Here is a 26324-nt window from a genome sequence, read left to right on the forward strand (position 1 = left end):
GATGGAAAGCGACACGCTGACAAGGCCGGAGGCGGGTGGGCCGGAGGCGGGTGGGCCGGAGGTGGGTCGGCCGGAGGTGGCGGGCGGCGGACGCCAGCTCGTGGTGCTGATCGCGCTGCACGATGCCGCGCGTGCCGAGCGCCTGTCAGCTTCGCTTGCCATGGCGGACGATCTGCTTCCGGTCGTAGCCGGCAGCGGGATTGCCGACGTCGCTGTCTTCGATGACGCTGTTGCGAACAGTGCGGCCTGGCTCGATCGAGCCGATGGTGGCAACAGCGCAATCCCACGGGTGCTGCTATCCGCGAGCGCTGGCCGGCCGGAAAACCGGGTGCTTGCCGTGCTGCCTTTGGCGTCGGATGCGAATCTGATCGCGGCTGCCGTCAGACTGGCGGCGGCCGGCTACCGGGTGTCCAGGGATGGGCGTTCGACGCCCGCTCGCCACGACGATTTCGATGGCGCCGCCAACGGCGGAAGCCATAGCGGGCTGTTCGGCGAGGAGCCGTTGGACGATGGCGCTACCGCCCGTCCGGCGCTGTCGCCGCGCGAGGCCGAAGTGCTGGCGCTGCTGGCCGAAGGCGCGCCCAACAAGGTGATCGCGCGGCGGCTGAACATCTCCGTGCACACGGCAAAGTTCCACGTCGCCGCGATCCTGATCAAGCTGGGTGCTGCGAACCGCACGGATGCCATCGCGATCGCGATGCGGCAGGGCCTGGTGCTGGTCTAACCCCCTTATCCGTTTGAGCCTACGTTGCGTAACCCGTTGCAGGCTGCCGAGGCCTTGCGCAGTGCATTGCCGCCGCGCAATGGTTCGCGTCAGTGATGTAGCAAGGGAGGTGCCAAGACATGTCGCTCAAGGGAAAGACGCTGTTCATCTCCGGCGGGTCGCGCGGCATCGGGCTGGCGATAGCGTTGCGGGCGGCGCGCGACGGCGCCAATGTGACGATCGCGGCCAAGACCGCCGAGCCGCATCCGAAGCTGCCGGGCACGATCTACTCGGCAGCTGAGGAGATCGAGCAGGCCGGCGGCAAGGCGCTGCCTGTTTTGTGCGACATCCGCGAGGAGGCGCAGGTGGCCGAGGCGGTTGCCAAGACCGTCGAAAAGTTCGGCGGCATCGATATCTGCGTCAACAATGCCAGCGCCATCCAGCTCACCGGCACGCTGGAGACCGACATGAAGCGCTACGATCTGATGCACCAGATCAACACGCGCGGCACTTTCCTGGTGTCGAAAATGTGCGTTCCCCACCTGAAGTTGGCTGAGAATCCTCATATTCTGAATCTGGCACCGCCGCTCGATATGAAGGCCAAATGGTTCAAGAACCACGTCGCCTACACCATGGCCAAGTTCGGCATGTCGATGTGCACGCTGGGGATGAGCGCCGAGTTTGCCAAGGACGGCATCGCGGTAAATTCGCTGTGGCCGATCTCGACCATCGACACGGCTGCGGTGCGCAATCTGCTCGGCGGCGCGACGGTGGCGGCGATGAGCCGCTTACCCGACATCATGGCCGATGCCGCACACGCCATCTTCCTGCGGCCATCGCGCGAGACATCGGGCAATTTCTACATCGATGAAGAGGTGCTGCGCGCCGAGGGCGTGACCGATTTCGCGGTCTATGCGCCGGGCGCGACCGGGCCGCTGGCCGGCGACTTTTTCGTGCCGGACGCGGTATTTGCCAATTCGCCGACGAACGTCAAAAGCGTCTATTGACGGAAATCACGGGCCGCCGGCGCTGCCCCTCATCCACCTGCCGGCGTTGGTCGTTCGAAAAACCAAGCAGTTGCCTTTCGCCCGCTGTGCGGACCAGCCTCACCTCCCCATGAACGGGAGAAAGGGGCTCATCACGCCTCGCCCTTCTTGCCTTTGCTCAGTCCCATCAGCCGGTCGATATAGGCCAGCATCAGCGCCGAGACGACGAAGGCGAGATGGATGATGGTCAGCCACATCAGCTGGTCGATCGTATAGGAAGACGAATTCAGGAACACCTGCAGCAGGTGGATCGAGGAAATAGCGACGATGGTCGAGGCGACCTTGACCTTCAGCGAGCCGACATCGATGGTACCCAGCCAGTGTACGCCGCCATCCTGGTCGTCGAAACGGCTGACGAAATTCTCGTAGCCGGAGATGATCACCATCACCACCAGCGAGGCGACAAGTGCGGCGTCGATAAGGCCGAGCATCTTCAGGATGGTGTCGGTGTCGTCGAGTGTGAAGGCGACCATGACGAACTCGTAGAGTTTTTTGCCGAAGGACAGCGCATAGACGGCGAGCGCCAGGGCCAGCCCGATATAGAAAACCACCAGCAGCCAGCGTGAGGCGAGGATGATCGATTCGATGGCTAGTTCGAGACGTTTCATGCAGCGGTTCCGGTCAGCTTTGATGTCGACTGGGGTATTTCGATCAGCTTGCCGCGGTTTGCAAGGCAAATTGCGACGCAAAAAAACCCCGCCGGGAGGGCCGGCGGGGTTCAATGCATCCCGCTGGAGTCGGGACGGGGCAGGGAACGCCCAGCCTTGAATCTGGGGAGGGCGGCCGCTCTATTCAATGAGCCGGTTCTAATACCAGTACAATTCTTGTTGAACCGGGATTGCTGTCCGCAGCTCGACCCATCCCGGTCTGCCGGGATGGGTCCTTGTTGTCGATCTGATTCCAGAAAGCTGCTCAAGCCATTGGAAAGCAGATCAATTGTTACTCGCCACCGGTGCCACCAGCGAGGTGATGCGACGGATGCCGACGCGGCGGTTCTCGCGGTTGGGCGCCGTGGTGTTGACCTTGAGGTATTCCTCGCCATAGCCCTGAGTGGTCAGGTTTTCCGGCGGGATGCCGAAGGCATTGGTCAGCGCTTCGGCGACAGACTCAGCGCGCCGGTCGGACAGAGCAAGGTTTGCCTCCGGCGTGCCAACCGCATCGGTGTGGCCTTCGATCAGGAAGGTTTCGGCCGGGTTCTTCTTCAACAGTTTCTCCATGGCCGTGGCGACGCCTTCCAGTTTCTGCACTTCGGTGTCGGATATCGAGGCCGAGCCGAACTCGAAGTTCAATGTGTCGAGGTCGACGCGACGGGCAATGTCGCGCACGCGCGCCGAACGCTTCACTTCGTCGATGGAATAGAGGCGCTGGACCTTCTCCACCGGCGGTTGTTCGAGGAACTCGTAATAATCGTCCGGGCTTTCGACATCTTCCGAATCGAGGATGTACTCGCGGCGCGGGATGGTGAGCCGCATCGGCGGCAGGTCGTCACCGGGATCGCGCCAGTCGTTGTCGTCGTCATAGCTGCGCTCGTCGACATAGCTCAGCACATATTCGTGCCCATCCGGCGTGATGCGCGATCGCCTGATGACGTCGCCATTGCGGTTGCGGATGGTGACGATCTGGATGCCATTGTCGCGCTCGACGATTTCGCGGGTGCGGTTGCCCGACAGATCCTCGTAGTAAACATTCCTGGCGCCGCGGTGCATGCGCGGGGCGTCATTGCTTTGCACGATCGTCTGGTTGTTGAACTGCAGGATGACGCGGTCGCCGAGTTCCTTGACGACGTCGACGCCTCTTGGACGCCGGCGGTCGCGGACGTTCTCATCGGGTGCACGCTCGACGCGTTTGCCTTTTTCCTCCGTCACCGGGGCGATCTTTTCTGGCTGAATTGCCTGCTGAGCCGACTTGTCGTCGGTGGGCGGCGGTCCCTGGTCGACCGGAGCCGGCTTCGGGGCTTGCGCCTCGCTGCCGCCCTGCGCGGGCTGCTCGCCCGTCTGGCCGCCAGCATTCTGGCCGTTCCCATTTTGGCCATCGCCATTCTGGCTGTTGCCGCCCTGGTCCTTGCGGTGCTTGCGCCTGGCATCCTTCTGGCTGTCCAGGATGGGTGCTTCGTCTGGATTGGCCGTGGCTTCGCCTTGCGCCGGCGTCTCACCTTGCGCGGGCTGCTCGGCATTGGCCGGTTGCTCCGCAGGCTGTGGTTCACCGGTCGCAGGCTGCTGTTCGCCCGTCACCGGCTGTTCGCCGACAGTTTTTTTGCCGTGCTTTTTCGCCTGATCCTTCGGCTGTTCACCTTCGGCGGGAGCCGCTTGCTGATCGGCCGGGGGCTGAATCGGCTCGGCCTGCGGCGCGGGCTCTCCGGCAGGCGCAACTTTGACGTCTGGCGCTTTGTCGGCAGGCGCGGCCTCAATCTGCTGATCCTGCTTGCGCTTTTTCTTGCCCGACTTGTTGTCGTTTGCCGGCGCCACCTGTTCGGTGGGCGCTGCTTGCTCGGCAGGCTGCTGGGCCGGCTGTTCAGCGGGCGCCGCTTCGATCTGCTGTTGGTCGCGCTTCTTCTTGCGTGGCTTTAGCGGCTGTTCTTCATTTGCCGGAGCTACCTGTTCGGCCGGTTGTTCAGCCGGTGCTGCCTCGATCTGCTGCTGGTCACGCTTCTTCTTGCGTGGCTTGAGCGGCTGCTCATCGGTCGCCGGCGCTGCCTGGGCGCCGCCCTCATCCGCAGGCGCCGCCTCGATCTGCTGCTGTTGATTGCGCTTCTTTTTGCGCGGCTGCTGTTCCTCAGCGGCAGGTGCGGCCTGTTCGGCCGGGGCCTGCTCGGTCTGCTGCTGATCCCGCTTCTTCCTGCGCGGCTGTTGTTCCTCGGCGGCAGGGGCGGGTTGCTCTGCAGCCGGTGCAGGCTGCTCGGCGGCCGGCGCTGCCTGTTCGGCCTGCTGGCGTTTCTTTTTGCGCGGCAGTTCCTGGTCGGTCTGCTGACCATCTGCAGCAGGGTCGTCCTGGACCAGGATCAGTGGCGCGGCCGTGTGCTGCAAGGGGCCGAAAACGGCGTTGCCCTGCAACGGGGATGCGCCCAACGGCGCGGATGCCATAAGCAGGCCAAGTGCCGTACCTGCCAGTACCCGTGGTTGGCGTTTCATCTTAAATTCTCCTTGTGGGGTCCCATCCCTGCCCAAACTGTCCTTGACCGGATTGGTTCCGGTTTGCAGGCATTACCCGCACCCAAGGACGATTGACCGGCGTTTTGAAGGCAACTTCATGTTTTTCCTATGGTGCGGCCGGAACTTGAAGTCACACAACAGCTTGACCTTGCCGCATGCGGAGGCCACATCTCGACCCATAATGGAAACGCCGTTCTGGAAGACCAAGACGCTGGAAGCGATGACGCCCACCGAGTGGGAATCGCTGTGCGACGGCTGCGGAAAATGCTGCCTGTCTAAACTCGAGGACGAGGATACCGGCGAGATCTACTGGACATCAGTCGGCTGCCGGCTGTTCGATGGGCAAAGCTGCCGCTGTTCGGACTATGCCAACCGGCTGGCGCGCGTGCCGGACTGTGTCGGGTTGACGCCGCAGAATGTGCGCACCATCACGTGGCTGCCGAAAACCTGTGCCTACCGGCTGGTTGCCGAGGGGCACGACCTCTATTGGTGGCACAGGCTGGTGTCGGGAAGTGCCGAGACCGTTCATGATGCCGGCATCTCCATGCGCGGCCGCGTCCGCGCCAGTGAGACCGATCTGGCCGAGCCGGACGACTATTTCGACTATATGCTCGATGACGAGCCCTGAGCATTCTGGAACGGACGCTGCCATAGGGCGTTCTGCGCCATTGGACGTTTTTGACGGTCAGGATCGTTTGCAGCGGTGGAAGGGGCGGTTGCTTTCAACCTGTCGGGCAGATTAACCGAAAATGAACGGCCGGTTCGCGAAGAGTTCAGATTGCAAGGAGCATTCTCCCCCCATCGGTTCGACCAAGACGGGCGCAAGCCCTCAACAAGGAGAGAAGACAATGTTCAACTCATTCAAGACGGCAGCCCTTTCGGGTCTCGTAGCTCTCGGCACGCTTGCCGCAGTGCCCGCCCAGGCGGACTCGATCTATCTCGGCTTCGGCAACAACCATGACCGCCGCGTCGGCGTCTACACCGGCGACGATGAGGACGGCTTTCGCCGTGACCGCAATTGGCGCCGCTGCTCGCCGGATCGCGCCCTCGACAAGGCCGAGCGCATGGGCCTGCACCGCGTCCGCATCGTCGATGTCAATCGCCGCGTGGTGAAGGTCGCCGGCCGTCAGTATGGCGATCGCGTTGTGATCGTGTTCGCCAATGAGCGCGGCTGCCCGGTTATTTATCGCTAACAGAACCAGACTGATCTTCTGCGAAGATCAGTCTGGGATACGACCTTCTGCGAAGGTCGATCCGGAGGCATGTTCCTCCGCGAGGATCAGCCTGGAGTAGCGGCATGACCCTTCTAGGGTCAGCCAGGAGCCCCTTTCCCTCCGCGGAAGGGTGCGGCTCGAAAAAACCCCGGAGGCCAGTCCTCCGGGGTTTTTCATGTCGGCGATAGCGGTTCCGGCCGACGGGTTCAGCAGAACCGCACCCGGCCCGGCGGCCTGCTACTTAAGCTCGAATGTCACTGTTACCTGCACGGCGTAGGCATTCTCGCCGGCCTGCACGGGAACCGCGGCGCCTGCCGCATCGAAGGCCTTGGCATTGATCGGCATCGGCGCCGGCGCAACGTTCTGGTCGGTGATTTCCAGCACCCGGCCGATGCTGACGCCGGCGGCTTCGGCCAGCGTCTTGGCCTTGGCCATGGCATCGGCGACCGCCTTCTTGCGGGCTTCGGTGACGGCAGCCTTCGGATCCTCGTTGGAGAACGAAATGCCGCCGCCCTGGTTGACGCCGAGCGACACAGCCTTGTCGAGAACCTCACCTGTTTTGTCGATGTCGCGAATGCGCACCGAGAGTGTGTTGGTCACCTGGTAAGCGACAAGCTCGGCTTCCTGGCTGCCGTCGGGCTTGTTGGTGTAATTGTAACGCGGGTTGATCTGGATGCCGGCGGTCTGCAGGTCGCGATCCTTGATCCCTGCCGACTTCATTGCCGCGATCACGGCGGCCATGGCGTCGTTGTTGGCGTCGAGTGCCGCGCGTGCGGTCTTGGCCTCGCGCATGACGCTGAGCGTCAGCAGCGCCAGGTCGGGCGCCACGGTCGACTGGCCTTCACCCGACACGATGATCCGGGGCGGGGGCAGCGAATCGGCAGCGCTTGCTATCGCCGGAAAAGCGATCGCGGCGGCAAGTGCGAGCGGCAAAATATGTCTGGTCATGAAAATCTCCTCGATGTGCGATCCAGTCGCGCCTGTCGACTAGGGCGCGAATATGGGCTGATTTGGGCGATCTCGGCCAGCCCGTCCGGAAAGCCTTGTGCCGCGCAAGGAAAAACACTAATCCAGCGCGCGTGGGGCCTGTAGCTCAATGGTTAGAGCCGGCGGCTCATAACCGCTTGGTTGGGGGTTCGAGTCCCTCCGGGCCCACCATCCAGTCCCCTCATTTTTTGGGTTTCCATCCGTCTCAGAATAGCTCCGACCTTTCCGTGGGTTAGCACCCGGTAGTGGGCAACACTTGGCCGAGACGACGCAGTGAGCGCCTGAAACACCTGACTTGTGGTCGTCCGTCTCTGTCGGGCGAATTCCGTAGCCAAGTGTTTGCCAAAGTGATGGGCGACTGATCGGCGAGATGCTCGCCGGATGATTAGAAGCCGAGGAGTGAAGCCTGGTCGGCCCAGGCAAGGGGGAGGTCCGACCATCGGGACAGCCGGTGCGCCGTTAGTTCAACAGGTTGATCACCTGCAACGATGTTGGCCGCAATTTTTGGAGCGAGGAAAGCGAAGGGCAATAGGCGGCTGACCTCGGATGTATCGGTGCCGTTGAGCATGGCAACGTCGGTAAGGCTGCGACCGACTCCGTCTGTAAGTTGGCTGAGATATAGCTGGGCGCGGCGCAGAAGGTTGATCAAGGCGGCATCGGGTGCCCGGTTGATGTTGGATCCGTTGGTAAGCACGATCCGCGTTTCGACGCCGCGACGCTTCATTCCGATTGGACATTCGATGGAAGTTACTTGGGCGCTATCGTTGGGTGGCAGCTTTCGGTCGAGAAGCAATTCCGATAGCAAGCGGCGATCCAGTTCGATGGTCAATAACCCAAGCTTGACGGTGATCCTGTGAACGATCTTTTGGAGCAGAGATCGCTTCGCATCCGTAGTGCCTGAAGCCCAACACGACCGCGTCTCGTCAACTCGCCGCATCGCTGCCTGGATTTCGCCAGAGTCTGCCCATTGCCGAATCCAATCAGACAGTTGGGCTTGATCACTGAGAATCAGATTGAGGCGATGCTCAACAACTGATTCAAGTGCGGGTGCCGGAAGACGCCAGCCCTCGGAACCTTTCGTGCGCTCATCGACGAACTGCTTTGAGACATAGTATCGGTAGCGAACACCTTGCTTGTTGGCATGAACCGATCGCAATTTCTCGCCCGCTTCATCAAAGAGCAGACCGGTGAGCAAATGGGCTTGCGTGACATTGGACTCGCTTCGCCGCCGCGGCGCCTGAGAGGCAAGTAGTGCCTGGGCCTCGTCGAACGTGGCAGACGTGACAATCTGCTTGTGCTCTCCATCGTAGACCTGATCCTTGTGCCTGATCTTGCCGACGTAGACCGGGTTCGAAAGCAGGTGGTAGAGGTTGCCGCGACCAAACGGCATGGTAACTGCAACTGATCCGTCTTTGAGGTGTCGCGATCGTGTGGAAACCCCGTCGCTCGCAGCCTCATCGACAAGGTCGCGCACTGACCTCAGGGTGAGATAGCGGGCGAACAGGTATCTGACTGTTTGTGCCTCGGTTTCGTCAATCACCAGCTTGCGGTACTCGACACGATAGCCCAGGGGCACCACGCCACCCATCCACATGCCTTTCTTCTTCGAGGCCGCGATCTTGTCGCGGATACGCTCTGCTGTAACCTCTCGCTCGAACTGGGCGAAGGACAAGAGCACGTTGAGCGTGAGCCTACCCATTGAGGTTGTGGTGTTGAACTGCTGCGTGACCGAGACAAACGAGACGGAGCTGGCATCGAAGATCTCGACGATCTTGGAAAAATCCATCAGCGAACGGGTGAGGCGGTCGATCTTATAGACGACCACCACATCGACCTCTTTGTCCCGGATGTCCTGTAGGAGACGCTGCAGGGCAGGGCGCTCCATCGTGCCGCCCGAAATCCCGCCGTCATCGTAGTGGCTTGGCATCAACTTCCAGCCAAGACCGACCTGCGATGCGATGAAGGCCGCGCACGCTTCGCGCTGGGCATCGAGCGAATTGAATTCCTGCTCCAATCCCTCTTCGGTCGATTTGCGAGTGTAGATCGCGCAGTTGAGGCGAGGGATTGCTGTCATAGGCCAAAGAACCTCGGGCCAGACCAATGGGCGCCGGTAATGCGGCGGGCGACAGCCGACAGCGATCCGTACGTCTTGCCATCGAGCACGAAGCCGTCATAGACCACTTCGATAACGTGCATCCGGCCATTCCATTCCCGCACCAGACGGGAGCCGATTCTTGGCGGAAGGGATCGTGGCGGGGACGTTAGTGCCTTATCCGATGACGCTGCTCGGACCGACGGAACACCGTCCTCGCGATCCGGTCCAGTATTGCTCGGTTGGACAGCCTTTACGTTGGACCGGCGCGCGTTGCCTGCTCCGAGTGTTTTCTTGACGGTCGAAGGTAAACCACCCAATCGCTTGGCCTGGAGATGCCAGGCGGCCGACCGTTCAAGCAACCCACGTTTGACCCCTTTGGGCGGCGGGCAGCCATAGGCCTTTTTCCATGCTGCCGTGAGTTCATCACGCGTGAGACCGCCAATCCCGGCGATCTCACTATCCAGATCCTGTCTTTTGCGCATCTAGGTCAACCGGCGGTCTTCGCCTCGGCAATGCGGTACCGCCTTTGTCCGTCCTTGCCGGTTTCGCTGAGCAGTTCGTGGCCAAGCTTCTTCTTGACGGTACCGGAGAGGAAACCCCGCACCGAATGCGCCTGCCATCCCGTCGCATCCATCAAAGTTTGGATTGTAGCGCCTTTGGCCGACTTCAGCTTCTTGAGGACGATGTCGGTTTTGGTAGGCGCTGCGGGCGCTTCGTCCTTTGCCTTCTTGACCGTCACTGCGACGGTCACCACGGACTTCTCGCGCGGCTTCCGGGTTGGGGTGCTGTCGTCGACGCTGGGTGCCGTATCGGCGGCTTCCGCATTGTCGGCCTTCATAGTGGTGTTGTTAAAGATAGACATTTCAAATCTCCATCAGTTAGAAGCCCGGACCATTCCGGCGCTTGTACTGACCGAAGCCCGCTGCTTTGGCGGGCTGGAGATTCTGCTCGTTCTTAATCCATTGTTCTTCTGCTGCGCTGGCAACACCAATGCTCCGTTGCCGTATGAAGTCCAGTCGAATATCGCTGCCTCAAGGCTTAGACCACACCAGTGGACCTTGCCACGACGTGTCGATGCACCCAATTCCATCCGGCATTTGAAAAGTTAGGAAATCGCGATGAAATGACAGCGATCTGCAATGAACCGCAGATCTTCAATTCTTCGGAAATAAGTCAAATATAGAAAAGGCATTGCCTAGGCTGTCTTAATATCGGAGGAAGGGCAAATGGAAATCGCGGAAGCCTCTCTTACAGCCGAAGATGACAAGGGGAAAGGCGATCCAGGGTCTACGCTAAGGGCCAGCCCTCTCCGCATCGGAATCTCTACGCGCGCTCTTTTTGATCTGGAGGAGGAACATCGCGTATTCGAGAACTACGGCGTCAAGTCGTATGCGGCCATGCAGCTCGAACGCGAGGACGTGATCCTCCGCAGGGGTGCTGGCTTTGAGGTAGTCGAGCGGTTACTCGCGCTGAACGATCCTGAGGCTGCTCCGTATGTTGAAGTGATCCTTCTGTCCCAGAACTCGCCCGACCTCTCTCTCCGAGCGTTCAAGTCGATCGATCATTATGGGCTTGTCGTCAAGACAGGCAGTTTTACTAGCGGGCGGTCACTCGCTCCTTTTGTTCCTGCTTGGGGCATTGACCTATTTCTCTCAAACGCGGACACGGATGTAAAAGGAGCGGTAGACGGCGGAGCAGCCGCTGCTCGGCTTGGCTTGGCGCCCAAGGATCGTGCCGAAACACCCCAGGGCGAGGTCCGGGTCGCGTTCGACGGCGATGCTGTAGTGTTTGGCCCCGAGTCCGACGCAATCTACAAAGAAAAGGGCCTGGAGGCTTTCCTTGCGCATGAGACCGCGAACGCGAGCAATCCGATGGCGCGCGGCCCGTTTGGCAATTTTCTTCACAAGTTATCGGCATTGCGCCGAGTTTTCCTTAATGAGGGCAACGTGAGTAAGGTCCGCATCGCACTTGTCACTGCCCGGAATGCCCCTGCGCATGAGCGCGTAATTCGGACGCTGAGAGCGTGGGGAACACCGGCTGACGAGGCGCACTTCGTAGGCAGCCGTGAGAAAGCACCCATCCTGAAGGCGCTCGGGGCCCACATTTTCTTTGATGATCAAGAGAAGCACGTTTTAGGCGCGGCGGCAGTGGTTCCTGCCGGCCATGTTCCCGGACCTCACGATCCGGCTGCGCCGGTAATCCCGGCCGGCTGATTCTTCAGGATTAGATCTGGTTCGCTTTGACTGAGCGTCGGAACGTGACGGCATGCGCTCTGGGCATAGTGGAAGCCGAACGGCGGCTTTGCGCCTCATGTCGGCCGTTTAGACCCATTTCGGCGTTCCCAAAAGCGGACATTGCGAGCGCTAGGCGGCACATCTAAGTGGCGACACACCGGACATTGATCCGCGAGGATAGCCACAACACAATGGACTAGCGCTGCTACTGACGGCCGTATTTCTTGAAGGTCGCGTTCCTTCGCGATCCTCTGAGGTGCATTGCGCATCGCCGCGACGAAGGCAGCGGCCTCAGCGCCGCAGTTGATCATTGGGCAAATCACTCCGTAGGCTCTGGTGCTCGATAGGGCAGGGACTATTCTAGCCGCCAAGACTAAAATTCGGTGGGCACACCCACCTGAAGTCGCATAAAATGCAGTCCGGAACTCAATCAGGACCAAGGCCAACAAGAGGCCACAAACAGGGTTAAGCGCCGGGAGGCTTGGCGGGCGAGATGAGCGTGCCATTCGAAAATCTGCCGGCGCAGACAGAAGTGCATCCGGCATCATCCCTGTTTCCAGGACGGCCGTCATCAAGACTGTCGATAAGCGAAGCGGCGAGATCCATTCATTGCTGCAAAGGTGGATCGGAATAGCGTGTGCCAAAGGTCAAAGGTCAACCGCGGTGCACGCAGCGAGTTCGTCGACGGTCCCGGGTGCTGACCGAGATATGCCCTCATATCTTGGTCCGCTCGCGCCTTGCGCGGAGCGAGCCACCATTCACCAAGGGAACCCAATCCAGCGGTCGCCCGTTTATTCACGCCAGGGCCTTCCTGGTTGCTCCAAGCCTTTGCCCGCTGGCTTCGGTCTCAGCAGCTATCGTACTTCTCGCGCGCGCCGGAAACTCTGCACTAACGAGAAATTCGAGCGATTCCCGGCGCGAGGCTCGCGGAGAACGCGGCTCTACTTAAACGCGGCTCTACTTACATGACCGAGACGATCGCAGGGGCCAGCGCCGCAACGCGCATCTCCGCAATCGCTCCCGGCGGAAGCCCATGCTACACAATCCGTACAAACCGCTTCAAGCTTTGTTGGAATTGCTCATGCCTCTTCCGAGAGCAGGAGTGGTTTTCGCCCACCAAGAATATAGGCGACGGATTCGAGGATGATGCCGTTGGTGTTGACGTCGCTGACCCGGATGGCCTTGCCTGTCTTTTCCGAAATGCCGGAGGAGAAGCCCATGCCCGGCATTTTCGCTCGATCCCTGACCAGGTCGACCAGGATGGTCGAATAATCACCGGGGCGTGACGCGTGCCAGAGATAGGCGCCCTTGGCGCTGACCAGACGCAGGGAATCAGCCAGTTTTGCCGCCTTGTCCGGGGCCGAGGTTTTCATCGTGTCGACCGTGAAATTGCCGCCAATGTCGGTCAACTGATACCCCTGATAGGTAAAATAGGGTGGGCCGACCATGGCGCTTTCCGAGACGCAGGTGACAATGCCGGTCTCACGATAGCGCTTGAGCTGGGCGGCGTAGAGGATGTCGGCCATCAGGCGGCCGTGCGGTGAACCGCCCAGCTCGATCTCCTCGGTGACGTGAGGTTCGGTGGCGATCCGCCCGCGGCGCTGGATTTCCCCCAGCGCAACAACGGCCTCGTCCATGTTGCGGTCCGGATGGGCTGTATCGAAGACCGGCTTGAGCTCTTCGCCCCACATGCTGTAGCCGCGGCCGGCATAGCCGGCATAGCTGTTCGCATGCGCGGACGAAATGCGGCCCTTGTCGCTGACGACATGCATTTCGCCGCCCTTGAGTACGGGCTTGAACGACCAACCCGACACAAGGTCGAAAACAGGGAACGTGCCGGACGTGTAGTTGTCGAGGATCTTCAGAGCGATCAGCAAGCGTCCGGTGTCGGCGCTGTCGAAGCCGTCGCGCTGGCCAGCTTGCGACTTCAAGGCGCGCTCGGTGTGCGGCAGTTTTCCGCCTGCATAACGGAAGCTGGTTTCGCCCAGGAAAGCAATGATCCGGCTGACGGTCGTCTCGAATTCGGTTTGGCCGATGATGCCGAGACGCTCGGCCGACAAGGCGGCGAGGATGTACGATCCGACATCCCACATCGTCGTGAACGGGTAGCCCGTCTGCTTGCCGAACTCGATCCATGACGTGGCCGGAACCATGCCGTTGTAATTCTTCGCGCCCCAGTCGAAATAGCTCCAGGCCAGTGCCGCATCTGCTTTCAGCACGCCGTCGTCCAGCGGATACGGATCCGGTTTGATCCAGTCGCGCACCGACACATCGGCGCGCGCGCTGCGAATGCGATCGACCTTCGGCATCGCCGGACTGACGGCGCGACAATATTCGTCGAAGTTGACGAGTTTCGTGCCGGGCTGACTGGAAAGCTCGGCCAGCATGTCGAGGACCAGCGCCTGCTTTTCCGGCGTGTTGGCAGTCTGCGGATGGATGCAGAACACCGCATCGTTGTGGGTGCCAAAATAGTCGAGCACCTGCTGCCTGGTGAAATAGGGGAGGTCGGGGGTCCAGGCTTTCTCGAATTTCATGGTGTTGGAGACGTGCAGGATGCCACGCCTGTCGATCCCGCTGAACCAGCGCAGATCGCCCTTCTCGGCGCTGAAAACGGGCGTGCCGGTGGCAGCCACAGCATTCAGCGTGTTGTCGTCGAAGGCGTCGTTGGGCGGGATGTAGGAAGTCGGGAACTTGCCCGTGGAGCGATAGACCTCGCTGATACCGTCCCTGATCAGGTCGAAGTCCTTTTGCGACGAATTGCCGAGCAGTTCCTGTGGCGTATGGTTCCAGCCATGTGCGGCGATATCGTAGTGCTTTTCCGGCAGCATGGCGCGCAGAAAGGCCTTGATTTTTTCATCCGTGGACAAACGGCCCGACCGCGGCGCGGGGATGATCGCATCGGTGACGGGATAGCCGGACTCGATCAAATCGTAGACAAAAGCCATATGGCTCGGGTCGGTGTCGCGGTCGACGCGGAGATCATCGACCCGGACGACGATGAGGCGGTTGGTCTGCTTGCTCTGGACGTAGAGTTTTTGCGGCAGAATGCTCCGCACCTTGCCGCTCGCGATGGCATCGACCGCCGCCTGTGCGACGGTCGCCCCATAACCGGCCAGATCGCCGTCGCTGAGGCCTGCCAGTGCCGCAAACGGGATATCGACAATGATCGGATTTTTGCGGTCGGTCAGGCCGGCAATGTTGGCGCCGAGGGTCGGCACATCCATCGGGCCTGAACTCGCGGCCGCCGGCCTGGTCGAGGTCAGGGCGGAAGCGAAGACATTGACCAGGTTGGTGTCGGTGCTCCAGTAGCCGCCATCAACCGGCTGCAGCCCGACCTTGTCCTCGAGCCCGCCACGCAGCCTGATCAGCGAACGGATACCGGCCGCGCGCAGCGACGAGGCGTCCTGGTGCGACCGCAACGGCGAATTGGTTGTCATTGTCAAAGCCGTGATGACCGCCTTCGACTGATATCTCTGGTACTCGTTGGCCAGATAGGAAAAGGCGGCCTGGATGTCGCTGGCCTGCCGCGCCTGGAAATAGGGATCCGCAGAAGTGATGGTGTCCGTGTGCGCGCCGAATTCGATCCCGCCCGTATTGAGCAGGATCGTCTGGCGCAGCCATTTGGCCACGTCGGAATTGTAATCGAGCAAAGCACCAGTGGCATCGACGGGCGCGATGGTGACCAGGATCGGCACCTTGCGGGCCAGGAACGCATCGGTAAGTGCTGCGAGCCGGGCCGGCTTTGCCGTGGCATCAAGTCCGCTGATGGCGACGATCAGCGGGTTGGGCAATGTCTCGGCGGTCGCGGCCCGCGAAATGCCTTTGCCCGCGAATGCGAGCAGCGGCATCGCAAGACCACCAAGAAGGGCAGTCCGTCGGGTTATGTTCATGTTTTCCTCCCGTCGAGGACGACTGGCACGTATCGTTCCGGACTGATCCAGCGGCCGTCCGATTTTGCGGAAAGCGACTTGAGCAGCGCGCGCAGGAAAAGAGCAGCGTCGAGCAGCCGGATGAATGGAAATGCAAGGCCATAAACAAGCAGACTTGGACGGCACTCAATGACGGCGACGACGAAGGTGAGCGAGTAGTCGACCGCAAGGAACAGGGCCAGCAGGCCGAGTGGAGACACCGGATGCACAGCCAATTCATTGAGCGAGATGGCCGGAATCTCGATACCCGTTGCGAGATAGAAGATCGCGGCGAAAGGCAGTGCCAGCGCAAACAATGAGATGACCATCAACTCCGTCAGCAGTCCGCCCAGCGACAGCCAGAACCGGCTTGGCCAGATCCCGTGGCGCCATACGGTCTGCCAGAAGCCGAGGTACCAGCGCTGAACTTGCTTGCGATAGTCGTTTAGTGTGAAGGGGTCTTCGGAAGAGCAGCGGGCCAGTGGCGAGTAGGCAACACGCCCCAGCCGCTTGTGCTGGACCTCGAAGGTCATATTGAAATCCTCGATGACAAGTCCGGGCGCGGTGATATCGATGAAGCGCAGCGCGTCGGTGCGATACATGCTGGCAAAGCCCGGCGCGATATAGGTGACATTGGTCCATTTCCAGGACTGTCCGTATTGAAATGCTGTCTGCAGAATCCGATAGAGCCGCGTCCGGTAGGCCGCAAACAGCATGTCAATGCTTGGCCAGCGGTGGTCGCGCCAGCGCGACAGGACATGGCCTGCAACTGCCGCCACACCGGGATCGTCGAACAATGGCAGTGCGTGGCGGAAATAATGCTGATCGATTTCGGAATCCGCGTCCTGGATCAGCACGGCCTTGTATCGATCGCAAAGACGGTAGTGCCGTATCGCCTGGTCGATGGCCTTGGCCTTGCCGCCATTGGGCTGGATGTCGAGAGCCCTGCAGCCGGCAGCGCGAGCAATCGCCACTGTGGCGTCGCGGGAACCGTCACTGGCCACGTAGATTTGTCTGGCCGGAATGATCTGCTTCAGCGCTGCGATGCATTTCGGCAGGGCGATCGCTTCATTGTGCGCGGGAATGACGACGGCTACATCGGCGAGGCGGACACTCGGCAGTGCGCCCGTGGCATTTCGCGATCCGAATTCGCTCACGAACCTGATGACGCCGATCGTGCACCAGAAGATGATGTTGATGCCCAGCGAAGCGCTGAGCACTATCATGGCTATGTTGGCCGCCGCGACCTCGTTCATGTCAGGGCCGGTCGCAGATCGGGATCGAGTCCTGCGGAAATTCGACGTCCCAAAAGCTGACTGGTCACCGCGCCGTTGCTGCAGGGCGGATGAGCGTTGATCGATGCCAGCAGATCGCGATGGCTCTGGCGAATGCCGTCGGCGAGCGAGACCTGCGGGCGCCATCCCAGCGCCCGTACTTTTGCGGTGTCGGGGCACCGGCCGCGATGATCGGCAATGAAGTGTTTCTTGAACTGTGCCTTGCCCGCGAGGCCGGTTGCCGTCTTCACCAGCTCGAACAAGTCGCAGATGGTGATCTGCGTATCGCCGCCAATGTTGTAGACTTCGCCTTTCTTGCCTTTTTCCATGACGGTGACCAGGCCGTCGACCAAATCGTCGACATGGAGGAAGGTCCGGGTCTGGGCGCCGTCGCCATAGATCGGCACCGGCTTGCCGGCAATCAGCCGCGACAGCATCTGCGGGATAACCCGCTGGTCATCGGGCGACATTGCTGCACCGTAGGTGTTGAAGATACGCACAATGCGGACATCGACATCGTACTTCTGGGCCCAGAAGTGAGCGAGGGCTTCGCCGAAGCGCTTGCCTTCCTCATAGGGGCTGCGCGGGCCGACAGGATCGACCTTGCCGACATAGCTTTCCGGCTGCGGAAAGATTTCTGGGTCGCCATAAACCTCTGCGGTGCTGGCGAAGAGGTAGCTGGCCTTTGACCGGCGTGCGACCTTGAGCAGGTTCAATGCGCCAATCGAAGATGTCATGAGCATTTCTTCGCCGAGCAACGCAATATTGGGTACGCCGGTCGGGCAGGCAAGGTTGTAGACGTGACTGTAGCGGCGCCGCAGCAAGCGGTCGCAGGATGCCGTATCCGTCACATCGAGCTTGATGAAGTTGAAGTTCGGATATCGGGCAAGATCCGTCACATTGGCCTTGCGGCCTGTCGAAAAATTGTCGACGCAATCCACGGTAGCGCCATTCTCAAGCAGACTGCGCGCGAGGTTCGTTCCGACGAACCCTGCACCTCCCGCTATCAGGCATCTGACTTCTCTGATGTATGTACCCATAATGGCGACACTCCTGCATTGAAGACGAAGGACAACCGCACCCCCTCATTGTGCGCCCCAGGTATCGAAACAACTTTTCCACAGGCAAATGCAACTAATTGTTAACGATATGACTAACGGGAGTGGTTAACTATCCTATTGTAATCATTGGATTTTTTGGGACACAATTTGCTATATGAGCTATTACGCAACAAAGATGTATGATTTTGGCACATCTCTTGCTCTTGACATTTTCAATGCTCAGCAGCAGCCGGAATCCCGTCTTTCTCACCTCCTGGGCCGTTTGAATGCGGAATTTTGCCGGATAAATACGGATTGGCACAAAGGTTGCGCTCTGTCTCAAGGCGGGAGACGCAATTCGCGGCTCTCAAGTTGTTGAGATTGCAGCGCGAACGTCCTCGCCTTGCATCTTTGGAGGCGCAATTGAACATTCATACGGACAAGATGCGCGGTGCCTTGCTTCTTTCCAGACTGGAAAACCGCACGGCGACAATCGGTGTTGTCGGGCTTGGTTATGTCGGCCTGCCACTGGCCGCTGTCACAGCGCGCGCCGGCTTCAAGGTCATCGGATTCGACGTCGACCACAGCAAGGTCGAGAAACTGAAAACAGGCCGCTCCTACATTGGCGCGGTCAGCGACGAAACGCTGCAGTCGATCATGGCCGAAGGCTCGTTTACGCCGACATGCGACTTCGCCAGCTTTGCCGAATGCGATGTCATTTCCATATGCGTTCCGACGCCGCTGACCAAGCAGCGCGAACCCGATCTTTCCTTCGTCGAGAACACGACGCGCGCAATTGCTGACTATCTGCGCAAGGACCAGTTGATCGTACTTGAATCCACCACCTATCCCGGCACGACCGACGAGGTGATGAAGCCTATTCTGGAAGCCGGCGGGTACCGGTCCGGGCGTGATTTCTTCCTCGGCTATTCGCCGGAGCGCGAGGACCCAGGCAGCGTCGGCTTCGAAACCGCGACCATCCCCAAGGTCGTTGCGGGCGATGGCGCGATCGCGGCCAGGCTGGTGGCGCAGTTCTATGGTGCCATCGTCGACAAGGTTGTGCCGGTGTCCTCCATCAAGGTCGCGGAGGTGGTCAAGCTGACCGAAAACATCTTCCGCGCGGTGAACATCGCGTTGGTCAACGAACTCAAGGTCATTTATGCCGCAATGGGCATCGATATCTGGGAGGTGATCGAGGCAGCCAAGACCAAGCCCTTCGGCTACATGCCATTCTACCCGGGACCGGGGCTTGGCGGGCACTGTATCCCTATCGACCCGTTCTATCTGACGTGGAAGTCCCGGGAGTTCGAGGTGTCGACAAAATTCATCGAACTGGCCGGCGAGATCAACGTGTCGATGCCGCACTATGTCATGTCGAAGCTGTCGGAGGCACTGGATACGCAGCTTGGTCTTCCACTCAGCCAGGCATCCATTCTCATCGTCGGCGTCGCCTACAAGAAGAATGTTTCCGACGTGCGTGAAAGTCCGGCGCTCAAGCTCATCGAGTTGCTGGAAACAAGAGCCGCGGACATCGCCTATCACGACCCGCACGTGGCGCGCATTCCAAAGACGCGCAAGCACCCGACGCTTGCCGGCAAGGATTGCATCAAGTTAAGCCGTGATTCCATCGGCGCTTACGACGCCGTGGTCATCGTGACTGATCACGACGATATTGACTACGGCTTGCTGGCCAACCATTCGAGGCTCATCATCGACACGCGAAACGCCATGCAGCGCAATGGCATAGTCTGCGACCGGGTGGTTAAAGCGTAGGATTTCGGGCAGGGCAGGGTCAACGCCGTGGCGCACCCTGCAACGCCCGCACCACGGCGTCAAAAGCCGGCTTTGGCTGAAGCCCGTCATCGAACAAGGCAGGGCGAGCCTTACCGGATCGGCGCCTTTCCCGTGTCTGGCGCCGGACCACCCAATTGTCGAAATCCGAGATGCCCCAGAACACCAGGCGCTTGACCGATCGTCTGCTGAGAACCACCGTCAGAAAGTCTTCGTAGTAGGCTGCGACCGCATTGTCACGAACCGCAGTGTCGACGGGCATGGTGGAGTCGTTGACGTCGAGTTCCGAAATGAAGACATCGAGACCGAGATCCGCTAGCCGGTCGATGAAGCGCACGGTCGATTCAGCCGACGCTTTGTGGATCGACGACAGGTGGCCCTGGATGCCGATCGCATGCAGCGGGCTGCCCATGGCCTTGATCTGCACGATCAGCCGCAACATGTTGTCTTGCTTGGCATGCGACCAGTCGGTGGCGCATTCCAGATTGTAGTCGTTGATGGCGAGGCGGGCGGCCGGGGCACATTCGTGCGCGAGGCGCAGACAGTAGTCGATGAACTGCAGGCCGAATGGCTGGATGAAGAACTCGTCGCGCAACGGCGCCTGCTCGCCGACAATCTCGTTGAAAACATCCCACGAGACCGCCTGGGGGTAGTGTTGCATGACATCACGGATGAAGCCGCCATAATTGTGCTTCACCCGATCGAATTTTTCACTTTGCGCCCAGCGGATCGGCTCTTGGTGCCAGAACAGCGTATGGCCGTGGAACGCCATGTTGTTCGAGCCAGCAAAATTTGCAATCGCGTTACAGGGTTCGAAATTATACGTCGAGGTCCGCCTCGGTCGCACAAATCGTGGTTTCAGTTGCCATTCCGGGACGATTAGTCGGGAATGATGAGCAAGCAATCGACGATACCGCGCGTCGACATTTCCGGAAAAGGCACAACCTATCTCCAAACCGCTATTTTTGCCCAATTCCGCAAGGGAGGGATATGCTGTTGCCAAGCCCCATTTGATATCATCTTGTTCCATTGTTTCTACTAAGTGTGCGGGCAGTTGTAGCGGTCGACAGCGTCTTGCGCGTTCCAGTTCGGCTGTCGTGGCGCCCCACACGCATCAAGGCTTCCATAGCGTCTGGCGCGGCGCCTACGGCACGGTCGTCACGGCTATCGTGCGCCTGCCCGACGGACGCGTTGCCGGTGCCTTTACCACAACCGGCGGCATCGGGGTGACATACGGATACCGATCTGCCAAGTTGACGCCAACAAGACTGTGCAGGTCGTGGCAAGCGCAACCGGTGGCCGGGAGGGGGTGTTCGTGTACGGGTCAGCGCCGCTGATTGGCTTTTTGCGATCGAGACTGTTGCAGGCAATTGCGGTGTCTGGCGCTCTGGCGTGCCTGGTCGAGGGCTGCGCGAACCCGCGCGTCATTGAAAGCGCCGTCCCGGCGGTTCCCCCATCCAAGGCCGCTCCCCCATCCCCTGCGGTTCCCCCGGCGCCGGCGGCTCCTCCGGCCGGAGCCCAGCCATCCTGCACCGCGCAATGGCGGGCTCGAGGCCACACGACCCAGCCCCAGGCACAGGCGTTCGCCAAAAAGTGCCTTGACGGGCAAGGCGCGGTGGAAAAGCAGCTCGACAACAAGATAGTCACCCGCAAGGTGACGGCGCTGATCAATGCAGACACACCCTTGACTGCGCTGGAACCCTCCGACATCGCAACTTTCTGCCCCGGCTACATGCTGCAAGACAGAAACGGGCGGGCGGTTTTCTGGCGCACGATGATTGCTGACCTGGCCGCTGAAGAGTCCGTAAACAATACCTCGGCGGCCTTTTGGGAAGCGGATCAGGGCCAATATTCCATCGGGCTGCTGCAGCTGTCGCTGGCAGATGAAGAGAGATACAGATGCGGCTTCAAGTCGGAGGTCGACATCACCGATCCCAACCGCAACCTCGCCTGCGGGATCAAGGTCGTGACGATGCTCGTCGGGGCGGACGGCATGATCGGCGGCGGCGCGGGGCGCGAGATGAAGGGGGCCGGAGCCTATTGGCAGAACCTTCGGCAGCCATCCGTAGTGCGCACCCGGTTGATCAACACTACCAAGGCGGTCCCGCAGTGCAGACCCGACCCGCGCAGCTCGTAGCCGATACCGACGGCGCCGGCAGCTCGCGTCCGGGAGTGCCTGCATCCTGAAATCCTTGACCCGCCTGTCACCCGCGCTATGGTCGCGGCCATGTCAAAACCAGCACCTGCATCCACCGCGCCGCTCATCGTCATCGATCTCCAGACCGGCATGTTCGACGGCATCGCCGAGCCGCCGATCCATGATGCGGCGGGCATCGCCGCGCGTGTCCAGGCGCTGTTGGAATGGGCACGCCGCGGCGGGCGCAAGATCGCTTTCATCAGGCATGATGGACCGGCGGGAGACCCGCTGGCGCCCGGCGCGCCGGGCTGGCCGGTGTGGCCGGCACTCGGCCAGGCCGACAGCGAGCCGACCTTCGCCAAGAATGTCGGCGACGCCTTCAGCAATGCCGCACTTGGCGAATGGGTTGCAGGGCAGGGCGCGGGTGAGGTCGTGCTCATCGGCGCGCAGAGCGACTATTGTGTTGCGGCCACCGTGAAGGGCGCCTTTGCTCGCGGGCTCGGCGTCACCGTGGTGTCCGACGCCCACAGCACGCTGGACAGCCCCAGTGAGACGGCCGCGCAGATCATCGCCCGGCATAATGCCGATTTTCGCCAGCGCCGGTGTGACGCTGGTGACGACAAAATCCTTGACCGGCGTTTGATCCTCGCTCCGCTGTGATGTCGGTGCCGCATGCAAATAGCACCGTGCTGATCACCGGAGCCCGGGCGCCGGTGGCGTTGCATCTGGCGCGGCTGCTGCACGGCGCCGGGCGGCGAGTGATCCTGGCCGACAGCCCGGCACATCCGATCGCTGCGGCGAGCACGGCATGCGCGCTTTATCGCCGCCTGCCGCCGCCTCGTTTTGCGCCCGATGCCTATGCCGAGGCGGTGGAAGCGCTGGTACGCAGCGAGGGCGTCGTCCTCGTCATCCCGACCTGCGAGGAGGTTTTCTATCTCGGCCAGCTCTGGCGCGACCGCGCCATGACTGCCCGCCTGTTTGCGCCTGACATGGATCTGCTCGCCCGGGTCCACGACAAGCACGCCTTCATCCGGCTGGTTGAAAGCCTCGGCCTCGCCGTGCCGAAAACGACGCTGCTGCAGAGCACCCACGATCTGCAGGCTGTGCACGACCGGTCGCGCGAGCTGGTGTTCAAGCCGGTCTGGTCGCGTTTTGCCAGCCATGTCCTGCTGCGCCCGTCACCTGAAGAACTCGACGCCATCAGCCCTTCGCCGGAAATGCCGTGGGTGGCGCAGCGTTTCATTGCCGGCGAGGAGATCAGCGCCTATGCGGTGGCCCGTGACGGCAAGCTCAAGGCGCTGGCGTTCTATCGTTCGCTCTATCGTGCCGGCAAGGGCGCCGGCATCTGCTTCGAGCGGGTCGAGAATGTGGCCGCGCGCGAGCTGCGCGTCGCGCTCCCTGGCCTCTGCCAGCAGCGTTTCGCGCGGCGGCATGGAGATGATGGCGTTCACGCGCGGGTTGAATGCGTAGATGCGGTCGAGATAAGCGGTCATCACCTCGACGCAAGAAACTTGCTTCGATTTGATAGCGCTCGAAAGCCCGATGCCGTCCATAAGGACGATGTCGGAGATCCTACCGGTAGCCATTGCCTTGCGTCCCCAGTCTCATCCGTCGAGCACCCCGGCACTTCGGTACCGCCCGGCGGCCGGAATCTTACTAGCAGGCTCTCTTTCCTCAGTGCAACGCGAGTGACCGCAGACAATTTGGGCCGGCCCGATGTGAGCGAGGGCCGCTTCTGGCGCAAAGCGGTCTGCACTAGGCTGGACGCAACGGTCGGCTTTCTTGCCAGTCATCCTGAAAGCTGCCAGGCCGTTAACGGCCCCTAAACCGACATCCTGACTGAATGTCTGAAATGCGCCTCGAAGCCGAGATCAAGAGTCGGCGTGCCGAACGTCCTGTCTGGCAGAGAGCGAACAGGCAGCTTGCGGTATGATGATCCTCAGACGGGGCCGTTCGCGGCCCCTAAACTCGCGTCGAAACTCCTTGGCGCGCATTGCAGCAGTGATGTCACCGCCTCCCGCAGTTTCATTGGTGACGCAATCGTAAGGCCAAACGTCCAAAGAACTGCGCCTTGGGCAAATAGCCAAGGTCACTTATCAAAACTGATGGTTATGATAAATTCGCTCTCGCTGGGCGGAGTTTGGCATGAAGCGTCGACTGATTTTTGCAGTGTGCATCCTGATAAGTCAGGTGGCGGTCGGAAACGCCCAGACGGTTGAGACGGCGGTAGCACGCGCCCAGACGACTTCCGACAACAATATCATCCAGAATGCCGCTCTTTCCAAGGACTACACCACCCTTGTAGCAGCTGTGAAAGCGGCCGGGCTGGTTGAGACGTTGGAGGGTAAAGGCCCGTTCACTGTTCTCGCGCCGACAGACGCTGCATTTGCAAGATTGCAGCAAGGTGCAGTGCAGGTTCTTCTTGCGCCCGAAGCTAAAAACGAACTCTCCAAAATCCTAAAGTGTCATGTGATTTCCGGAGATCTGAGTACCGACGCGATCCTCGCTGAGATAGCCGCGAACAACGGAGCCTACTCGGTCGACACAATCGGGGGATGCTCTCTCACTTTTCGGGCGGCAGGAAGCAATATTTCTGTAACGGACCAATTTGGCGACATCGCCAGTCTCGTTGCCAGCGACGTGAAACAGACGAACGGCTTGGTCTACGCGGTCGACAAAGTACTTTCGCCCGGCGCTCCAGACACCTCTCACGAAATTCACGCCTCTAGGATCTTTGCCGGACCGAACGAATATCCACCCACTAATTTCGCGGCTTATGGGATTCTGGCATTCAAATCGAAAGTTACCACCTACGACCAGGAACGGCAAAAGATGCTGTGCGAGGCGTTTGTGAATGCCGTCCTGCCGTCGTCGTCGCTCGTCGTCCCTACAGCGGCCCAAATGGTAACGGTATGGCCGATGGACAGCGCCGAGCATGCAAAGGCCGCAACCAAGGCGAACATAACCAGGACCTGCGACGAAGCCCTTCAGGATTATGGACTAGCTGTTTCGCAAAAGGCAGTCCGCGATGCAGTTGCAAGCGGCGTTGCTGTCGACGGCGACGGGCCTTTTCTGATTGCGTGGGCACCGCCGACGCAAATCGGAAAGCCTGGTGCTGTGGTTCTTAAAGCCGACCTTTCAACAGTGACCGAATACAAGATGGCAAGTGACATCATGCACCGGTGGGTAGTGGAAATTGAAAACAGGCCCGAGCTTTGGAGATCGGGAACGTTCGATAGAAGCTTGATCGCAACAGCTCGCGAGTGGGCGGATCACTACGGGTCCCTGATCTTTTCAGTCGTCGGTGTGAAGTGACGCCCTTCCTAGATTTCATAGCCGGGTTCGGTGTGTCCGGAGTGGTGGGATTGGTGCTTGGGCTCATTGCGATGACGATCATTGCGCCAAACACCACTGGTGGAGCGTTGCTAATAATTTTTGTTGGGATAGCAGTGGGGATTATTTTCGGCGCGATTTACCACTCATTTAGACCAGCTAAGACGCCACCCGAAACGAAACAGTGAAATTTGCTGAGTACACCGAAGCGCGCTGGACTAAAAAAACGATATTGAGTAAAAAAGCCGCCGAAGCGGGTTTTTCGTTATCAAATACTAGCCAAAAGCGCGGGGCCGAGGATCATTACCTCCGGCGGCCTGTCTGGAGCCAAAGCGCGGGAGAGCGATCTGCAGGGCATTTGCTGATCCAGCAGAGCCGGGAGATCGGACTGAAGGCACGGATATTTGATGTGATTCCGTACCTCTTCTCAAGCAGCGTTCTGACGGTCGCTTGGCGCAGACAGACCGTCACGCCGATCATCACGATGTACGCTTTTGGACGCGGCAAATGTCGACCTTCTGGCCGAAATGAGGCGCATTGCAGACTGGCGACTCTGGGTCGAATGCGGACTGGCGGCTTTCAGTGAGCAGCAATCAACACGGACGATTGCACCATAGCTTTTGAGGCCAGCCAAATGGCTTTGTCGTCCTGGGCGGGTTGCATAAGGCTGCACTCCAAACATGGCTTTCAAGGAAGCTGGACGATTCCCTCAAGCGCCGCGTAGACCGAGATTCGCGGTCCATGCTTCGCGCGAGGCCGGGGTCGCCGATGAGGAAAAGGCCGCCCCTCTCTTTCTCACGCTCGATGCTGGAGCGGCCCTCCAGGATGGCTCCCAGTGAAACAACGCCGGTCTCAACGTAAAGATCGACGTCCCGGCGGGGGTCGAGCGAGCATAGCTCGGGCAAGTCTGAGCCTGGCTCGACCACAAACCAGTAATGGGGACACTTCGGTGGGGGATCGTCGCGGAAATGGAAGCGGATGACGGCGCGCCGCCGCGGCAGTTCAGCGAGGTCAATCTTTCGCCGCACGGCCCACATGAGGGTCGAAACATCCACGTCGGCGAGCGCGATCTCCGCCTCGATGTTGCATTGCGCCCATTCCGCCAGCGCGTTCATCGCCGGCTCGAGCCTTATCGACTTTTCGATACGGAAATAGCTGATGGTGCCCGTCGCCTCGTCCTCGACGCGCTCGACCAGGCCCAACGCTTCCATTTCCTTGAGCCGCCTCGACAAGAGGGCGGACGAGACGTTGCCCACCCCCTTGCGAATGTCATTAAAGCGGGTCGAGCCGTTCCAGAGCTCGGTCAGGATTTGGATTGTCCAGCGTGGCTCCAGGAACTCGCAGGCGTGCGAGATCGGGCAGACCAGTCCGTAAGGCCGTCGCGTCATGGCTGACCGCTCCTTTGCCGCAGGT

22 protein-coding genes and 1 tRNA gene are annotated in these 26324 nt (G+C 60.4%); 12 read left to right on the forward strand and 11 right to left on the reverse strand.

All coding sequences use genetic code 11. The annotated features are described in order from the left end of the window. Position 1 precedes the first annotated feature (1 nt). Together NKJ57_RS03715 and NKJ57_RS03720 are read left to right on the forward strand one after the other, a co-directional pair. Complete coding sequence (locus NKJ57_RS03715) at positions 2 to 724, forward strand: helix-turn-helix transcriptional regulator (RefSeq protein WP_155923341.1); 723 nt, start codon at positions 2 to 4, stop codon at positions 722 to 724. A 119-nt stretch (positions 725 to 843) separates the two neighbouring features. Further along, complete coding sequence (locus NKJ57_RS03720) at positions 844 to 1710, forward strand: SDR family oxidoreductase (RefSeq protein WP_023733288.1); 867 nt, start codon at positions 844 to 846, stop codon at positions 1708 to 1710. Positions 1711 to 1841: 131 nt separating this feature from the next. Here NKJ57_RS03720 and NKJ57_RS03725 read toward each other — a convergent pair whose 3' ends face one another. Both NKJ57_RS03725 and NKJ57_RS03730 read right to left on the reverse strand, forming a co-directional pair. Continuing rightward, positions 1842 to 2357 carry a TIGR00645 family protein gene (locus tag NKJ57_RS03725; protein WP_023733287.1) on the reverse strand — a complete coding sequence of 172 codons (516 nt, stop codon included), beginning with the start codon at positions 2355 to 2357 and terminating at the stop codon, positions 1842 to 1844. Between the two features lie 324 nt (positions 2358 to 2681). After that, a complete protein-coding gene (locus NKJ57_RS03730) occupies positions 2682 to 4877 on the reverse strand; it encodes an OmpA family protein (protein WP_023741129.1) in 2196 nt (731 codons plus the stop codon). Between the two features lie 202 nt (positions 4878 to 5079). Here NKJ57_RS03730 and NKJ57_RS03735 point away from each other — a divergent pair, with 202 nt between their 5' ends. Both NKJ57_RS03735 and NKJ57_RS03740 read left to right on the forward strand, forming a co-directional pair. Continuing rightward, on the forward strand, positions 5080 to 5526 hold the full coding sequence (locus NKJ57_RS03735; protein WP_023672465.1) for a YcgN family cysteine cluster protein: 447 nt from the start codon (positions 5080 to 5082) through the stop codon (positions 5524 to 5526). A gap of 220 nt (positions 5527 to 5746) precedes the next feature. Then, positions 5747 to 6091 (forward strand): hypothetical protein, encoded by a 345-nt coding sequence (locus tag NKJ57_RS03740; protein WP_023713887.1) that lies wholly within the window; start codon positions 5747 to 5749, stop codon positions 6089 to 6091. Positions 6092 to 6349: 258 nt separating this feature from the next. Here NKJ57_RS03740 and NKJ57_RS03745 read toward each other — a convergent pair whose 3' ends face one another. Continuing rightward, positions 6350 to 7060 (reverse strand): SIMPL domain-containing protein, encoded by a 711-nt coding sequence (locus NKJ57_RS03745; protein ID WP_352510521.1) that lies wholly within the window; start codon positions 7058 to 7060, stop codon positions 6350 to 6352. A 134-nt stretch (positions 7061 to 7194) separates the two neighbouring features. Here NKJ57_RS03745 and NKJ57_RS03750 point away from each other — a divergent pair. Then, positions 7195 to 7270, forward strand: a tRNA-Ile gene (locus NKJ57_RS03750). Positions 7271 to 7484: 214 nt separating this feature from the next. Here the strand turns inward: NKJ57_RS03750 and NKJ57_RS03755 are convergent. The 3 genes from NKJ57_RS03755 to NKJ57_RS03765 are packed head-to-tail and all read right to left on the reverse strand — an operon-like array spanning position 7485 to position 10056. Continuing rightward, positions 7485 to 9173, reverse strand: coding sequence for a recombinase family protein (locus NKJ57_RS03755; protein WP_352510522.1), 1689 nt, complete (start codon positions 9171 to 9173; stop codon positions 7485 to 7487). Beyond that, positions 9170 to 9676, reverse strand: coding sequence for a DUF2924 domain-containing protein (locus tag NKJ57_RS03760; RefSeq protein WP_352510523.1), 507 nt, complete (start codon positions 9674 to 9676; stop codon positions 9170 to 9172). Before NKJ57_RS03760 ends, NKJ57_RS03755 begins: the two co-directional genes overlap by 4 nt. A gap of 5 nt (positions 9677 to 9681) precedes the next feature. Beyond that, entirely contained in the window at positions 9682 to 10056 is a 375-nt protein-coding gene (locus NKJ57_RS03765; RefSeq protein ID WP_352510524.1) for a DUF3489 domain-containing protein, read from the reverse strand. A gap of 364 nt (positions 10057 to 10420) precedes the next feature. On the opposite strand from NKJ57_RS03765, the gene NKJ57_RS03770 reads away from it, so the two are divergent. Beyond that, positions 10421 to 11407 carry a 5'-nucleotidase gene (locus tag NKJ57_RS03770; protein WP_084567180.1) on the forward strand — a complete coding sequence of 329 codons (987 nt, stop codon included), beginning with the start codon at positions 10421 to 10423 and terminating at the stop codon, positions 11405 to 11407. Positions 11408 to 12507: 1100 nt separating this feature from the next. Here NKJ57_RS03770 and NKJ57_RS03775 read toward each other — a convergent pair. From NKJ57_RS03775 to NKJ57_RS03785, 3 genes are read right to left on the reverse strand one after another with little or no spacing between them, the layout of a single operon-like run. Then, the gene (locus NKJ57_RS03775) at positions 12508 to 15318 is read right to left on the reverse strand and encodes a DUF3131 domain-containing protein (protein WP_352510525.1); all 2811 of its coding nucleotides are present in this window, start codon (positions 15316 to 15318) and stop codon (positions 12508 to 12510) included. Further along, complete coding sequence (locus NKJ57_RS03780) at positions 15315 to 16592, reverse strand: glycosyltransferase family 2 protein (protein WP_352510526.1); 1278 nt, start codon at positions 16590 to 16592, stop codon at positions 15315 to 15317. Before NKJ57_RS03780 ends, NKJ57_RS03775 begins: the two co-directional genes overlap by 4 nt. Beyond that, positions 16589 to 17650 (reverse strand): NAD-dependent epimerase/dehydratase family protein, encoded by a 1062-nt coding sequence (locus NKJ57_RS03785; protein ID WP_081731572.1) that lies wholly within the window; start codon positions 17648 to 17650, stop codon positions 16589 to 16591. The genes NKJ57_RS03780 and NKJ57_RS03785 overlap by 4 nt, the downstream gene beginning before the upstream one ends. A 444-nt stretch (positions 17651 to 18094) precedes the next feature. Here NKJ57_RS03785 and NKJ57_RS03790 point away from each other — a divergent pair, with 444 nt between their 5' ends. Continuing rightward, positions 18095 to 19423: a nucleotide sugar dehydrogenase gene (locus NKJ57_RS03790; protein ID WP_031245008.1), complete on the forward strand. Its 1329-nt coding sequence runs from the start codon at positions 18095 to 18097 to the stop codon at positions 19421 to 19423. Positions 19424 to 19442: 19 nt separating this feature from the next. Here the strand turns inward: NKJ57_RS03790 and NKJ57_RS03795 are convergent, their stop codons facing one another. Next, positions 19443 to 20471 carry an endo-1,4-beta-xylanase gene (locus NKJ57_RS03795; protein ID WP_081731558.1) on the reverse strand — a complete coding sequence of 343 codons (1029 nt, stop codon included), beginning with the start codon at positions 20469 to 20471 and terminating at the stop codon, positions 19443 to 19445. 585 nt (positions 20472 to 21056) lie between these two features. Between NKJ57_RS03795 and NKJ57_RS03800 the strand changes: the two genes are divergently transcribed. From NKJ57_RS03800 to NKJ57_RS03820, 5 genes are all read left to right on the forward strand, one after another. Next, a complete protein-coding gene (locus tag NKJ57_RS03800; RefSeq protein WP_023756164.1) occupies positions 21057 to 21578 on the forward strand; it encodes a hypothetical protein in 522 nt (173 codons plus the stop codon). A 90-nt stretch (positions 21579 to 21668) separates the two neighbouring features. Next, a complete protein-coding gene (locus NKJ57_RS03805) occupies positions 21669 to 22238 on the forward strand; it encodes an isochorismatase family protein (protein ID WP_352510527.1) in 570 nt (189 codons plus the stop codon). A gap of 26 nt (positions 22239 to 22264) precedes the next feature. Next, the gene (locus NKJ57_RS03810; RefSeq protein WP_352510528.1) at positions 22265 to 23404 is read left to right on the forward strand and encodes an ATP-grasp domain-containing protein; all 1140 of its coding nucleotides are present in this window, start codon (positions 22265 to 22267) and stop codon (positions 23402 to 23404) included. Positions 23405 to 23723: 319 nt separating this feature from the next. Continuing rightward, positions 23724 to 24893: a fasciclin domain-containing protein gene (locus NKJ57_RS03815; RefSeq protein ID WP_023748212.1), complete on the forward strand. Its 1170-nt coding sequence runs from the start codon at positions 23724 to 23726 to the stop codon at positions 24891 to 24893. A 202-nt stretch (positions 24894 to 25095) separates the two neighbouring features. Continuing rightward, the gene (locus tag NKJ57_RS03820) at positions 25096 to 25497 is read left to right on the forward strand and encodes a hypothetical protein (protein ID WP_156932427.1); all 402 of its coding nucleotides are present in this window, start codon (positions 25096 to 25098) and stop codon (positions 25495 to 25497) included. A gap of 7 nt (positions 25498 to 25504) precedes the next feature. Here NKJ57_RS03820 and NKJ57_RS03825 read toward each other — a convergent pair whose 3' ends face one another. Then, the gene (locus NKJ57_RS03825) at positions 25505 to 26299 is read right to left on the reverse strand and encodes a winged helix-turn-helix transcriptional regulator (RefSeq protein ID WP_352510529.1); all 795 of its coding nucleotides are present in this window, start codon (positions 26297 to 26299) and stop codon (positions 25505 to 25507) included. Positions 26300 to 26324: the final 25 nt, after the last annotated feature.

This window comes from Mesorhizobium sp. M0077, from assembly GCF_040322955.1.
Classification (GTDB): Bacteria; Pseudomonadota; Alphaproteobacteria; order Rhizobiales; family Rhizobiaceae; genus Mesorhizobium.

Excerpts from the sequence above, each read along its gene's own strand:
- NKJ57_RS03720 (WP_023733288.1), top strand. The coding sequence starts at position 844 with ATGTCGCTCAAGGGAAAGACGCTGTTCATCTCCGGCGGGTCGCGCGGC.
- NKJ57_RS03770 (WP_084567180.1), top strand. The coding sequence starts at position 10,421 with ATGGAAATCGCGGAAGCCTCTCTTACAGCCGAAGATGACAAGGGGAAA.
- NKJ57_RS03765 (WP_352510524.1), bottom strand. The coding sequence starts at position 10,056 with ATGTCTATCTTTAACAACACCACTATGAAGGCCGACAATGCGGAAGCC.
- NKJ57_RS03735 (WP_023672465.1), top strand. The coding sequence starts at position 5,080 with ATGGAAACGCCGTTCTGGAAGACCAAGACGCTGGAAGCGATGACGCCC.
- NKJ57_RS03745 (WP_352510521.1), bottom strand. The coding sequence starts at position 7,060 with ATGACCAGACATATTTTGCCGCTCGCACTTGCCGCCGCGATCGCTTTT.
- NKJ57_RS03730 (WP_023741129.1), bottom strand. The coding sequence starts at position 4,877 with ATGAAACGCCAACCACGGGTACTGGCAGGTACGGCACTTGGCCTGCTT.
- NKJ57_RS03790 (WP_031245008.1), top strand. The coding sequence starts at position 18,095 with ATGCGCGGTGCCTTGCTTCTTTCCAGACTGGAAAACCGCACGGCGACA.
- NKJ57_RS03775 (WP_352510525.1), bottom strand. The coding sequence starts at position 15,318 with ATGAACATAACCCGACGGACTGCCCTTCTTGGTGGTCTTGCGATGCCG.
- NKJ57_RS03740 (WP_023713887.1), top strand. The coding sequence starts at position 5,747 with ATGTTCAACTCATTCAAGACGGCAGCCCTTTCGGGTCTCGTAGCTCTC.
- NKJ57_RS03825 (WP_352510529.1), bottom strand. The coding sequence starts at position 26,299 with ATGACGCGACGGCCTTACGGACTGGTCTGCCCGATCTCGCACGCCTGC.
- NKJ57_RS03815 (WP_023748212.1), top strand. The coding sequence starts at position 23,724 with ATGAAGCGTCGACTGATTTTTGCAGTGTGCATCCTGATAAGTCAGGTG.
- NKJ57_RS03785 (WP_081731572.1), bottom strand. The coding sequence starts at position 17,650 with ATGGGTACATACATCAGAGAAGTCAGATGCCTGATAGCGGGAGGTGCA.
- NKJ57_RS03760 (WP_352510523.1), bottom strand. The coding sequence starts at position 9,676 with ATGCGCAAAAGACAGGATCTGGATAGTGAGATCGCCGGGATTGGCGGT.
- NKJ57_RS03795 (WP_081731558.1), bottom strand. The coding sequence starts at position 20,471 with ATGGAACAAGATGATATCAAATGGGGCTTGGCAACAGCATATCCCTCC.
- NKJ57_RS03805 (WP_352510527.1), top strand. The coding sequence starts at position 21,669 with ATGTCAAAACCAGCACCTGCATCCACCGCGCCGCTCATCGTCATCGAT.
- NKJ57_RS03780 (WP_352510526.1), bottom strand. The coding sequence starts at position 16,592 with ATGAACGAGGTCGCGGCGGCCAACATAGCCATGATAGTGCTCAGCGCT.
- NKJ57_RS03725 (WP_023733287.1), bottom strand. The coding sequence starts at position 2,357 with ATGAAACGTCTCGAACTAGCCATCGAATCGATCATCCTCGCCTCACGC.
- NKJ57_RS03715 (WP_155923341.1), top strand. The coding sequence starts at position 2 with ATGGAAAGCGACACGCTGACAAGGCCGGAGGCGGGTGGGCCGGAGGCG.
- NKJ57_RS03755 (WP_352510522.1), bottom strand. The coding sequence starts at position 9,173 with ATGACAGCAATCCCTCGCCTCAACTGCGCGATCTACACTCGCAAATCG.